Origin of the sequence: Pseudomonas fluorescens, assembly GCF_001307155.1 — a bacterium.
Lineage (GTDB): Bacteria > Pseudomonadota > Gammaproteobacteria > Pseudomonadales > Pseudomonadaceae > Aquipseudomonas > Aquipseudomonas helvetica.
On the sequence record NZ_CP012830.1, the window covers coordinates 850,123 to 862,931 of the forward strand.

General features: G+C 60.0%; 8 protein-coding genes. 7 read left to right on the forward strand and 1 reads right to left on the reverse strand.

The annotated features are described in order from the left end of the window. Positions 1–373 precede the first annotated feature (373 nt). The 7 genes from AO353_RS03970 to AO353_RS04000 all read left to right on the forward strand — a co-directional run bounded on the left by AO353_RS03970 (position 374) and on the right by AO353_RS04000 (position 12,477). Complete coding sequence (locus tag AO353_RS03970; RefSeq protein WP_054593780.1) at positions 374–2,425, forward strand: putative bifunctional diguanylate cyclase/phosphodiesterase; 2,052 nt, start codon at positions 374–376, stop codon at positions 2,423–2,425. 327 nt (positions 2,426–2,752) lie between these two features. Next, a complete protein-coding gene (locus AO353_RS03975) occupies positions 2,753–4,096 on the forward strand; it encodes an imelysin family protein (RefSeq protein WP_054593781.1) in 1,344 nt (447 codons plus the stop codon). A 241-nt stretch (positions 4,097–4,337) separates the two neighbouring features. Continuing rightward, positions 4,338–5,765 (forward strand): di-heme oxidoredictase family protein, encoded by a 1,428-nt coding sequence (locus tag AO353_RS03980; protein WP_054593782.1) that lies wholly within the window; start codon positions 4,338–4,340, stop codon positions 5,763–5,765. Positions 5,766–5,807: 42 nt separating this feature from the next. After that, positions 5,808–6,872, forward strand: a complete 1,065-nt coding sequence (locus AO353_RS03985) for an imelysin family protein (protein ID WP_054593783.1) — start codon at positions 5,808–5,810, stop codon at positions 6,870–6,872. A gap of 14 nt (positions 6,873–6,886) precedes the next feature. Next, on the forward strand, positions 6,887–7,984 hold the full coding sequence (locus tag AO353_RS03990) for a DUF1513 domain-containing protein (protein WP_054593784.1): 1,098 nt from the start codon (positions 6,887–6,889) through the stop codon (positions 7,982–7,984). Between the two features lie 301 nt (positions 7,985–8,285). Next, the gene (locus AO353_RS03995; protein WP_054593785.1) at positions 8,286–9,437 is read left to right on the forward strand and encodes an efflux RND transporter periplasmic adaptor subunit; all 1,152 of its coding nucleotides are present in this window, start codon (positions 8,286–8,288) and stop codon (positions 9,435–9,437) included. Between the two features lie 13 nt (positions 9,438–9,450). Then, entirely contained in the window at positions 9,451–12,477 is a 3,027-nt protein-coding gene (locus tag AO353_RS04000) for a multidrug efflux RND transporter permease subunit (protein ID WP_054593786.1), read from the forward strand. A gap of 100 nt (positions 12,478–12,577) precedes the next feature. Here the strand turns inward: AO353_RS04000 and AO353_RS04005 are convergent, their stop codons facing one another. Continuing rightward, on the reverse strand, positions 12,578–12,808 hold the full coding sequence (locus tag AO353_RS04005) for a hypothetical protein (protein ID WP_054593787.1): 231 nt from the start codon (positions 12,806–12,808) through the stop codon (positions 12,578–12,580). Position 12,809: the final 1 nt, after the last annotated feature.

Consider the following 12,809-nt stretch of genomic DNA (forward strand, 5'->3'; position numbering starts at 1 on the left):
GAGCGTTCCTCGAATACAGCCAGACTGTTCTGCCCTTCAAGATGTTGCGTTAACAAATTGAAGCAGGCGGCCGGCACCCTGAGCCCTGGCGACTTGCAGGACCTGAAGCGTTATCTCGAAAACAAACGTTCCCTTGCCCCTGCGCCACAGCCGTCTACCATCAACCAGACACAAATATTCGCCCCTCCCCCTCAAGTTGCAGGAGGTGCCTACCGAAACACTACTAATGGGCTCTAATTGCCAATACCCCGGGCAATGCGGCCAAGCCAGCAGACAAAATCTACACGGCTTGATTGTCCCTTTGACTGCCATCATCGGATTGCCAATACTCATGGCAACTTGACGTTACCCGCACGGAACAAGGAAAAACCCTTTGAAGCTGGAACTCAAAAACAGCTTGTCGGTGAAGTTGCTCCGGGTCGTGCTCCTGTCGGCATTGATCGTCGGTGTGGTGTTGAGCTGCGCGCAGATTGTTTTCGATGCTTATAAAACGCGCCAGGCCGTGGCCAATGATGCCCAGCGCATCCTCGACATGTTCCGCGATCCCTCGACCCAGGCGGTGTACAGCCTCGATCGGGAAATGGGTATGCAGGTTATCGAAGGCCTGTTCCAGGACGACGCCGTGCGCATGGCCTCCATCGGCCATCCCAATGAAGCCATGCTTGCGGAAAAAACCCGTGACTTGCAGCATTCTCACAGCCGTTGGCTGACCGACCTTATTCTGGGCCAGGAACGCACGTTCACCACGCAACTGGTGGGGCGCGGCCCCTATAGCGAGTATTACGGCGACCTCAGCATCACCCTCGACACCGCCACCTACGGTCAGGGCTTTATTGTCAGCTCGGTGATCATCTTCATCTCCGGCGTATTGCGGGCCATGGCCATGAGCCTGGTGCTGTATCTGGTCTATCACTGGCTGCTGACCAAACCGTTGTCGCGGATTATCGAACACCTGACCAACGTCAATCCCGACCGTCCCAGCGAACACAAGATTCCGCAACTCAAGGGCCACGAAAAGAACGAACTGGGGATCTGGATCAACACCGCCAACCAGTTGCTTGAGTCCATCGAACGTAATACCCACCTGCGCCACGAAGCCGAAAACAGCCTGTTGCGCATGGCGCAATACGATTTCCTCACCGGCCTGCCGAATCGCCAGCAATTGCAGCAGCAACTGGACAAGATTCTGGTAGACGCCGGTCGCCTGCAACGCCGGGTCGCCGTGCTGTGTGTGGGCCTGGATGATTTCAAAGGGATCAACGAGCAGTTCAGCTACCAGACCGGCGACCAATTGCTGCTGGCCCTGGCCGACCGTCTGCGAGCCCACAGTGGTCGTCTCGGCGCGCTCGCCCGCCTGGGGGGCGATCAGTTCGCGCTGGTTCAGGCCGATATCGAGCAACCCTACGAAGCCGCCGAGCTGGCACAAAGCATCCTCGATGACCTGGAAGCGGCGTTCGCCCTCGATCATCAGGAAATCCGCCTGCGCGCAACCATCGGCATCACCCTGTTCCCGGAAGATGGCGACAGCACCGAGAAGCTGTTGCAGAAAGCCGAACAGACCATGACCCTGGCCAAGACCCGTTCGCGCAATCGCTATCAGTTCTATATCGCCAGCGTCGACAGCGAAATGCGCCGTCGCCGCGAACTGGAAAAAGACCTGCGCGATGCCCTCACCCGCAATCAGTTCTATCTGGTTTATCAACCGCAGATCAGTTACCGCGATCAGCGGGTGGTCGGTGTCGAGGCGCTGATTCGCTGGCAACACCCGGAACATGGGCTGGTGCCGCCGGATCTGTTCATTCCGCTGGCCGAGCAGAACGGCACGATCATCGCCATCGGCGAATGGGTGCTGGACCAGGCCTGCCGACAACTGCGTGAATGGCACGACCAGGGGTTCAGCGACCTGCGCATGGCGGTCAACCTGTCCACTGTGCAACTGCACCACGCCGAGTTGCCGCGGGTCATCAACAACCTGATGCAAATGTATCGCCTGCCGCCGCGCAGCCTCGAGCTGGAAGTCACCGAGACCGGCTTGATGGAAGACATCAGCACCGCCGCACAACACCTGCTCAGCCTGCGCCGTTCGGGGGCCTTGATCGCTATCGACGACTTCGGGACCGGCTACTCATCGCTGAGTTATTTGAAAAGCCTGCCGCTGGACAAGATCAAGATCGACAAGAGCTTCGTTCAGGACCTGCTCGACGACGATGACGATGCAACTATCGTTCGCGCGATCATCCAGCTCGGCAAAAGCCTTGGCATGCAGGTGATCGCCGAGGGCGTGGAAACGGTCGAACAAGAGGCTTACATCATCTCCGAAGGCTGCCACGAAGGTCAGGGCTATTTCTACAGCAAACCGCTGCCTGCGCGAGAGCTGGCCGCTTATCTGAAACAGGCCCAACGCAGTAATGCGTTGATCTTGTGATGCTCACACCCGCCCCGTAGCAGCTGCCGAAGGCTGCGTTCGGCTCGGTCCGCGCTCGGGCGCAGCAGTCGTAAACCCTGACGCCGCGATTAGCCTGACACAACGCATTGCCTGATTTCACGACTGCTGCGCAGCCGAACGCCGGCTGCGCCAGCTGCTACAGGTGATGTGCAGGTGATTGCAGGTCATGTGCAGGCGCTACTGCCCTCCTAAACAAGACATATTTCCATCCGCGGCCCTTTACACATAATGCGAAAGATTTGCATTATGTCGCAGTTTTGCGCACCCCCGCGCCTGTCCATTATTTACCGAAGCAGGATGTTCGCCATGATTCGTATGCCTCTGGCTACCGCCAGTTTGCTGGCCATCGCTATTTCCCTCGCCGGTTGCGGCGAAGGTAAAGACAAGGCTGCTGCTCCTCAAGCGCCTACTCCGGCCACCAGCACTTCGGCACCTGCTGCGCCTGCCGCTACCGGAAAAGTCGATGAAGCCGCTGGCAAAGCCGTTGTCGCGCACTACGCCGACATGGTTTTTGCGGTCTTCAGCGATGCCGAATCCACTGCGAAAACCCTGCAAACGGCCATCGACGCCTTCCTCGCCAAGCCGAATGCCGAGACCCTGAAAGCCGCTCGCGCAGCCTGGGTCGCTGCACGCGTGCCTTACCTGCAGAGTGAAGTATTCCGCTTCGGCAACACCATCATTGACGATTGGGAAGGTCAGGTTAACGCCTGGCCGCTCGACGAAGGCCTGATCGACTACGTCGACAAGAGCTACGAGCACGCATTGGGTAACCCGGGGGCCAACGCCAACATCATCGCCAACCCGATCATCCAGGTGGGTGAAGACAAGATCGACGTGACCGACATCACGCCGGAAAAACTCGCCAGCCTGAACGAACTGGGCGGTTCCGAAGCGAACGTCGCGACGGGTTACCACGCCATCGAATTCCTGCTCTGGGGCCAGGACCTGAACGGCACCGGCCCTGGTGCCGGCAACCGTCCGGCGTCGGACTACCTGGAAGGCGCCGGGGCTACCGGTGGCCACAACGATCGTCGTCGCGCTTACCTGAAAGCCGTGACCCAGTTGCTGGTCAGCGACCTGGAAGAAATGGTCGGCAACTGGAAGCCGAACGTGCCCGACAACTACCGCGCCGAGCTGGAAGCAGAACCGGCTGAAAGCGGTTTGCGCAAAATGCTCTTCGGCATGGGTAGCCTCTCGCTGGGCGAACTGGCGGGCGAGCGCATGAAAGTTTCCCTGGAAGCCAACTCCCCGGAAGACGAACAGGACTGCTTCAGCGACAACACCCACAACTCGCACTTCTACGATGCCAAAGGCATTCGTAACGTGTACCTGGGCGAATACACCCGCACCGACGGCACCAAAATGACCGGCGCCAGCCTGTCGTCGCTGGTGGCCAAAGCCGACCCGGCTGCCGATGCTGCGCTCAAGGCTGACCTGGCCACCACCGAGGCCAAAATCCAGGTCATGGTTGATCACGCCAACAAGGGTGAGCACTACGACCAGTTGATCGCTGCCGGTAATACCGCGGGCAACCAGATCGTGCGTGACGCCATTGCGGCACTGGTCAAGCAGACCAGTGCAATCGAACTGGCTGCCGGCAAACTGGGCATCAGCGACCTGAACCCGGACAACGCCGATCACGATTTCTGATTAACGCTGACCGACCAATAAGGCGACCTTCGGGTCGCCTTTTTTATACCTGCTGCTTGCCCTGTAGGAGCAAGGCTTGCCCGCGATGAACGATAACGCGGTCAATCCGATGCACCGAGGCGCCTGCATCGCGAGCAAGCTTTGCTCCTACAAATGGGAGCAAACGATAATTCCTCTTATTCAAACTCCGTGGCCCTGTTAGACTTTGCGCCCTTGTTTGGCTCGTCTTTCAGGATTGCCGATGCCCTCGCTGCCTCTTCGCTTGTCTGCACTGCTTCTGGCCCTGGGCCTGAGTGCCTGCGATGACGCCCCGCGTTTTACCAAGGCCGAACCCGGTGAAGCCCGCTCCGGTGGCGCAGCGACCGTCAGAAAGACCGACCAGAATGCGTTCTCCCTGCCTTCAGCCAACCTCTCGCCGACCCGTCGGCTGGACTTCAGCGTCGGCAACAGTTTTTTCCGCAGTCCTTGGGTGATCGCCCCCTCGACCACCACCGCCCGCGATGGTCTCGGTCCGCTGTTCAACACCAACGCCTGCCAGAACTGCCATATCAAGGACGGTCGCGGTCATCCGCCGACGGCCGATTCCAATAATGCCGTGTCGATGCTGGTGCGTCTGTCGATCCCCAACGAGCCGGCCTATGCCAAGCTCATCGAGCACATGGGCGTGGTGCCTGAGCCGGTCTACGGCGGGCAACTCCAGGACATGGCCGTGCCCGGCGTCGCCCCCGAAGGCAAGGTTCGAGTCGACTATGATCCGCTCCCGGTGCGCTTTACCGACGGCACTGAAATCGAACTGCGTAAACCCAGGCTGCTGATCACCCAACTGGGCTACGGCCCGATGCATCCCGACACGCTTTTTTCCGCTCGGGTCGCCCCGCCGATGATTGGCCTCGGACTGCTCGAAGCCATCTCCGACGCAGATATCCTGGCCAACGCCGACGCCCAGGCTAAAGCCAAAAACGGCATCGCCGGACGTCCGAATCGGGTGTGGGATGACGCGCAGCAAAAGACCGTTTTGGGGCGCTTTGGCTGGAAAGCCGGGCAACCGAATCTCAATCAGCAAAACGTTCACGCGTTTTCCGGTGATATGGGCCTTACGACCAGTCTGAGACCGTTCGATGATTGCACCCCGGCCCAGACCGACTGCCTGCAGGCGCCTAACGGCAATGGCCCGGATGGCGAGCCGGAAGTCAGCGACAACATCTTGCGCCTGGTGCTGTTCTATAGCCGTAACCTCGCCGTCCCGGCCCGCCGTGACGTCAACGGAGCGCAAGTCCTGGCCGGTAAAAACCTGTTCTATCAGGCCGGTTGCCAATCGTGCCACACGCCGAAATTCACCACCGCCGCGAATGCCGCAGAACCTGAACTGGCCAATCAAGTGATTCGCCCCTACAGCGATCTGCTGTTGCATGACATGGGCGAAGGCCTGGCCGATAACCGTAGCGAATTCCAGGCCTCAGGCCGCGACTGGCGCACCCCGCCGTTGTGGGGCATTGGCCTGACGCAAGCGGTCAGTGGCCACACGCAGTTTCTGCATGACGGCCGCGCTCGCAACCTGCTCGAAGCCGTGCTCTGGCACGGCGGTGAAGCACGCGCGGCGCAGCAGCAGGTTTTAGCGTTCAATGCCGAGCAGCGCGCTGCGTTGCTGGCCTTTTTGAATTCTCTTTGACGCATTTCCCATACGCTTTTGCCCATAAAAAGGGAGCCCGACATGTTCCGCCCCAAGCTGTTGTTCACCAGCCTTGCCGCACTCGTCCTGGGTGCCTGCTCGCCTCAGGACCCTCAAGCCGTCACCTCGGCAGCCATCGCCAAGCAAGTGATCCTGCCGACCTACAGTCGCTGGGTTGAAGCCGACCGCCAATTGGCCGCCAGTGCGCTGGCCTACTGCGAAGGCAAGGCAGACCTTGCAACAGCTCGCGCCGATTTCCTCCATGCACAAAAGGCCTGGGCACAATTGCAACCGCTGCTGGTTGGCCCACTGGCCGAAGGCAATCGCTCCTGGCAGGTGCAGTTCTGGCCGGACAAGAAAAACCTGGTCGGCCGTCAGGTCGAGCAACTGGTCACCGCGCAACCGCAGATCGATGCCGCTGCGCTGGCCAAATCCAGCGTCGTCGTGCAGGGCCTCTCGGCCTATGAGTACATTCTGTTCGACGAAAAAACCAACGTGGCCGACGCCGCGCAAAAAGCCCGTTACTGCCCACTGCTGACGGCCATCGGCGAACGTCAGAAACAGCTGGCCGAAGAGATCCTCGCGAGCTGGAACAGCACCGACGGCATGCTGGCCCAGATGAGCAAATTCCCGAACCAGCGTTACGCCGACTCTCACGAAGCCATCGCCGATCTGCTCCGCGCTCAAGTGACGGCACTGGATACCCTGAAGAAAAAACTCGGCACGCCGATGGGGCGCCAGACCAAGGGCATTCCACAGCCGTTCCAGGCCGATGCATGGCGCAGTCATTCGTCGCTGCAAAGCATGCAATCGAGCCTGGCTGCCGCCCGGACGGTCTGGGTCGGTGTCGACAACAAGGGCCTGCGTGGCCTGTTGCCGGCCGAGCAAAAGCCGCTGGCGGACAAGATCGATGCCGCCTACGCCGCGTCGTTGAAACTGTTTGAAAGCAGCCAGCGCTCGCTGACCGAAATGCTCACCGACGATGCCGGTCGCCAGCAACTCAACGACCTTTACGACAGCCTCAACGTCGTCCATCGCCTGCACGAAGGTGAACTGGCCAAGGCACTGGGCATCCAACTCGGCTTCAACGCCAACGACGGTGACTGATGAGGGGTAGCGCCATGCTGCGACGTCAGGCTCTGACATTAGGCAGTTTGTTGCTGGGCGCCGTGACGCTGGGCGGCTGGAAGCTGTTCAAGCAAAAGGACCACGGTCCTTTGCTGCTTTCGGCGCGCGACGACAGCGACGGCAAACATTACGCCGTCGGCTATCGGCTGGATGGCACTCGAGTGTTCGCCACCGAAGTCGGCCAACGCTGCCACGACATCATCAACCACCCAGCTCTGCCAATGGCCCTGTTCGTCGCGCGGCGGCCGGGCACCGAGAGTTATCTGGTCGATCTGCGTGACGGTGCGCTGCTGCAAACCGTGGTGTCGCAACCGAACCGGCACTTCTACGGTCACGCGGTTATTCATAAAAGCGGCGACTGGCTCTACGCCACCGAAAACGACACCAGCGACCCGGGTCGCGGCCTGCTCGGGGTGTACCGTTTCGAGGGTCAGCGATTGATTCACAGCGGTGAGATTTCCACCCACGGCATCGGCCCGCATCAAGTGTCATGGATGCCCGACGGTGAAACCCTGGTGGTGGCCAACGGCGGGATTCGTACCGAAGCCGAGAGCCGGGTCGAGATGAACCTCGACGCCATGCAACCCAGCCTAGTGCTGATGCAGCGCGATGGCACCCTGCTGAGCAAGGAAACCCTGGCCCAGCAGATGAACAGCGTGCGTCACATGGGGATCGCCAGCGACGGCACCATCGTCACCGGCCAGCAGTTCATGGGCGCCGCCCATGAATCATCCGAGCTGTTGGCGATCAAGCGTCCCGGCCAGCCCTTCGTCGCGTTCCCGGTCGCCGAGCACCAGTTGCAGGCCATGGGGCACTACACCGCAAGCGTCGCGGTGCACAGTGACTTGCGGCTGGTGGCGCTCACCGCACCGCGCGGCAACCGTTTTTTCATCTGGGACCTGGACAGCGGCGAAGTGCGCCTCGATGCACCGCTGCCCGACTGCGCCGGTGTCGGGGCAGTGGCCGATGGCTTTGTCGTGACCTCGGGGCAAGGGCGTTGCCGTTTCTATGATTGTCGCCAGACACCGCTGCTGGCCAAGCCCCTCGAACTCCCCGCAGGGCTTTGGGATAACCACCTGCATCTGGTTTGAAACCTGCGCTGCCAAATTGATCGTTCCCACTCTCAATCTGGCCGATACCCCCTGTAGCAGCTGGCGCAGCCTGCGTTCGGCTCGGTCCGCGCTCGGGCGCAGCAGTCGTAAAATCATGCGCCGCGGTGTGTCAGGCTCAACCGTGGCGGCAGGATTTACGACCGCTTCGCGCTCGAACGCAGGCTGCGCCAGCTGCTACGGATCGCGTCAGGTACAGCTCACCGGCAAGTATCTGGAATCACCCGCATACACGGAGTAATGTCTGGTCTGTCTCGCCTGATTTTTTCCAAGGAAGTGGAATATGCTGCGTCGCCGCATGCTGATCATGTTGGGTGTCGTGCTGTTGATCATCCTGATGCTGGGAGGCTACAAGGCCTTCTCCATCTACAAGATGATCCAGACCTTCGCTGTGCCAAGACCACCGGTGAGTGTTGCCGTGGCCACGGCCACCGAACGGCCCTGGCAATCGCGCTTGCCCACGGTCGGCACACTCAAGGCGCTGCAAGGGGTCAACCTGAGCCTGGAGATTGCCGGTACGGTCAAGGACGTGCAGTTCGAATCCGGGCAGAAGGTCAAGGCCGGCCAACCGCTCGTGCAACTCGACAGCGCCGTTGAAAGCGCCCTGCTGGAAACCGCCCAGGCCGACCTGGGCCTGGCGCAACTCGATTACGGCCGCGGCAGCCAACTGGTCGGCAGTCAGGCGATCTCCAAGGGCGAGTTCGACCGGCTCACCGCGGTGCTCGCCAAGAACAAGGCCACCGTCAATCAGCTCAAGGCTGCGCTGGCGAAGAAACACATCGTTGCGCCCTTCAGCGGCACCATCGGCATTCGTCAGGTGGACGTCGGCGACTTCCTGCCCAGCGGCACGGTCATCGCCACCCTGCAGAACTTGAGTAGCCTTTACGTCGACTTCTTCGTGCCGGAACAAATGGTGCCGAAAATCGCCCTCGGCCAGGCGGTTCAAGTCACGGTCCCGGCCTACCCGACACAGAACTTCCCCGGTGCCATCAGCGCGATCAACCCCAAGGTCGAAAGCAGCACCCGCAACGTGCAGGTACGTGCCACTCTCGCCAACCCGGACGGCACATTGCTGCCGGGCATGTTCGCCAGCCTGCAGGTCATGTTGCCGGACCCGCAACCCAGAATCGTCGTACCGGAAGGCGCGATCACCTACACCCTCTATGGCAACTCTCTCTACGTGGTCGCCCAGAAGAAGGACGCGAACGGCAACGTCGAGAAAGACGACCAGGGCCAGCCGATCCTGATCGCCGAACGGCGCTTCATCGAAACCGGCGAGCGTCGCGAAGGCCTGGTGACGATCAACAAAGGCTTGCAGAACGGCGAGCAAGTGGTCAGTGCCGGCCAGATCAAACTCGACAACGGCACGCACATTGTCGTCAGCCCCGACAAGAACCTGCCAGCCGTGCCAACCAGCCAACCGCGCACGAACTGATCAAGGAATTCCCATGGCTTTTACCGATCCGTTCATTCGCCGCCCGGTGCTCGCCACCGTGGTCAGCCTGCTGATTGTGCTGTTGGGTTTCCAGGCCTGGAGCAAACTGCCGCTGCGCCAATATCCGCAAATGGAGAACGCGCTGATCACGGTGACCACGGCCTACCCCGGCGCCAACGCCGAAACCATTCAGGGCTACATCACCCAACCCTTGCAGCAAAGCTTGGCCAGTGCCGAAGGCATCGACTACATGACGTCGGTCAGCCGCCAGAACTTTTCGGTGATTTCAATCTATGCACGCATCGGCTCCAACAGCGACCGGTTGTTCACCGAGCTGCTGGCCAAAGCCAACGAGGTCAAGAACAAGCTGCCCAAAGATGCTGAAGACCCGGTACTGAGCAAGGAGGCCGCAGGTGCTTCGGCGCTGATGTACATGAGTTTTTACAGCAAGGAATTGAGCAACCCGCAGATCACCGACTACCTGTCGCGGGTGATCCAGCCCAAGCTCGCCACCCTTCCCGGCATGGCTGAAGCCGCCATTCTTGGCAATCAGGTGTTTGCCATGCGCCTTTGGCTAGACCCGGTAAAACTCGCCGGTTTCGGCTTGAGCGCCAGTGATGTCGGTAACGCAGTGCGCCAGTACAACTTTCTGTCCGCTGCCGGTGAAGTCAAAGGTGAGTACGTCGTCACCAGCATCAATGCCAACACCGAATTGAAGAGCGCCGAAGCCTTCGCCGCCATTCCGCTGAAAATCGACGGCGACAGCCGGGTACTGCTCAGCGACGTGGCGCGCGTGGAAATGGGCGCCGAGAACTACAACTCCGTCAGCTCCTTTGGCGGTACGCCGTCGGTGTACATCGGGATCAAGGCCACACCAGCTGCCAACCCGCTGGACGTGATCAAGGAAGTGCGCAAGCTCATGCCGGAGCTGGAATCCCAGTTGCCCCCCACTCTCAAGGCTGAAATCGCCTACGACGCCACGTTGTTCATTCAGGCCTCGATCAACGAAGTGGTGAAAACCCTCTTCGAAGCCGTGCTGATCGTGATTGTCGTGGTGTTCCTGTTCCTTGGCGCGCTGCGTTCGGTATTGATCCCGGTGGTGACCATTCCGCTGTCGATGATCGGCGTGATGTTCTTCATGCAACTGATGGGCTACTCGATCAACCTGCTGACGTTGCTGGCGATGGTGCTGGCCATCGGCCTGGTGGTGGACGACGCCATCGTCGTGGTCGAAAACATTCACCGACACATAGAAGAAGGTAAAACACCGCTGAGCGCTGCCCTCGAAGGCGCCCGGGAAATCGCCATGCCGGTGGTCTCGATGACCATCACCCTGGCGGCGGTCTATGCGCCCATCGGTTTTCTGACGGGCCTGACCGGTGCTCTGTTCAAGGAGTTCGCGCTGACCCTGGCCGGCGCCGTGGTGATTTCCGGGATCGTTGCCCTGACTCTGTCGCCGATGATGTGCGCACTGCTCTTGCGTCACGATGAAAACCCGTCCGGCTTGGCCCATCGCCTCGATCTGATTTTCGAAGGGCTCAAGCGTCGTTATCAAAGTGTCCTGCACGGCACGCTCAATACCCGGCCGGTGGTGCTGGTGTTCGCCGTGATCGTGCTGTGCCTGATCCCGGTACTGCTCAAGTTCACCAAGTCGGAATTGGCACCGGATGAAGACCAGGGCGTCATTTTCATGATGGCCAACGCCCCGCAAACGGCCAACCTGGATTACCTGAATACCTACACCGACGAATTCCTCGCGATATTCAAGGTGTTTCCCGAGTACTACTCGTCCTTCCAGATCAACGGATTCAACGGCGTGCAGTCAGGCATTGGCGGTTTCCTGCTCAAACCCTGGAATGAGCGCAAACGAACCCAGATGCAGATTCTGCCTGAGGTGCAGCAAAAGCTTTCGAGCATCGCCGGCCTGCAAATCTTCGGCTTCAACCTGCCCTCTCTTCCGGGCACGGGTGAAGGCTTGCCGTTCCAGTTTGTGATCAACACCGCCAATGACTACGAGCCATTGCTGGAGCTGGTCAATCGGGTGAAGAAGCGTGCCCTGGAGTCCGGCAAGTTCGCGTTCCTCGACATCGACCTGGCCTTCGACAAGCCCGAAGTGGTGGTGGATATCGACCGCGCCAAGGCCGCTCAAATGGGCGTCTCGATGGAGGATCTGGGCGTGACACTGTCGACGTTGCTGGCAGAAGCCGAGATCAACCGCTTCACCATCGAGGGGCGCAGTTACAAGGTCATCGCCCAGGTCGAACGGCCTTACCGGGACAATCCCGAGTGGCTGAGCAGCTACTACGTTAAAAACACCAAGGGTGAACTGTTGCCCCTGTCGACCTTGATCAACATCAGTGACCGCGCACGACCGCGACAGCTGAATCAGTTCCAGCAACTCAACTCAGCGATTCTTTCCGGCGTTTCGACGGTCAGCATGGGTGAGGCAATCGATACCGTGCGCCAGATCGCCAAGGAGGAAGCACCACCGGGTTATGCTTTCGATTACGGCGGCGCCTCGCGGCAGTTCGTTCAGGAAGGCAGCGCCTTGTGGGTGACCTTTGCCTTGGCACTGGCGATCATTTTCCTGGTGCTGGCGGCGCAGTTCGAAAGTTTCCGCGATCCATTGGTGATTCTGGTGACCGTCCCACTGTCGATTTGCGGTGCACTGATCCCGTTGTTCCTGGGCTGGTCGAGCATGAACATCTACACCCAGGTCGGGCTGGTGACCTTGATCGGACTGATCAGCAAACACGGGATCCTGATCGTCCAGTTCGCCAACCAGTTGCGCAGGGACAAGGGCCTGACGCCCCGCGAAGCCGTGGAGCAAGCGGCAGCCATTCGCCTGCGTCCGGTATTGATGACCACGGCCGCCATGGTCTTCGGCATGGTGCCGTTGATCATCGCCACTGGCGCGGGAGCCGTCAGCCGCTACGATATTGGGATGGTGATCGCCACGGGCATGTCGATCGGGACACTGTTCACGCTGTTCGTGCTGCCCTGCATCTACACGCTGCTGGCCAAGCCCGACAAAGCGTAAATACGGACTCCGCGCAGGAGATTATGCGTTACGGCGGTTGAGCCATCTCAAAAGCAAAAAGCCTCGCGCATGCGAGGCCTTTGATGTGGGCCGAGAGGTTTCAACTCTGGTGTTTCATTCCCTGAGTCATGCCAAGCATGAACAAGAACAACTCATCATTTTCGGAGTGGGTCACTGTGGATGACTTCGTAGTCCGTGGTAGCGGACAATGCACGCCGCCATTCTTTGCACTGAGAACTTGCGTACGTGGCTGCTCCAGGCCGACCACCGCCAATGAAACAACTGCCAAGGCTCCTGCCAAAAATAGCCCCCTAGCAATTTCTAGTTTCATC

Excerpts from the sequence above, each read along its gene's own strand:
- AO353_RS03975 (WP_054593781.1), top strand. The coding sequence starts at position 2,753 with ATGATTCGTATGCCTCTGGCTACCGCCAGTTTGCTGGCCATCGCTATT.
- AO353_RS03980 (WP_054593782.1), top strand. The coding sequence starts at position 4,338 with ATGCCCTCGCTGCCTCTTCGCTTGTCTGCACTGCTTCTGGCCCTGGGC.
- AO353_RS03985 (WP_054593783.1), top strand. The coding sequence starts at position 5,808 with ATGTTCCGCCCCAAGCTGTTGTTCACCAGCCTTGCCGCACTCGTCCTG.
- AO353_RS03990 (WP_054593784.1), top strand. The coding sequence starts at position 6,887 with ATGCTGCGACGTCAGGCTCTGACATTAGGCAGTTTGTTGCTGGGCGCC.
- AO353_RS03995 (WP_054593785.1), top strand. The coding sequence starts at position 8,286 with ATGCTGCGTCGCCGCATGCTGATCATGTTGGGTGTCGTGCTGTTGATC.
- AO353_RS04000 (WP_054593786.1), top strand. The coding sequence starts at position 9,451 with ATGGCTTTTACCGATCCGTTCATTCGCCGCCCGGTGCTCGCCACCGTG.
- AO353_RS04005 (WP_054593787.1), bottom strand. The coding sequence starts at position 12,808 with ATGAAACTAGAAATTGCTAGGGGGCTATTTTTGGCAGGAGCCTTGGCA.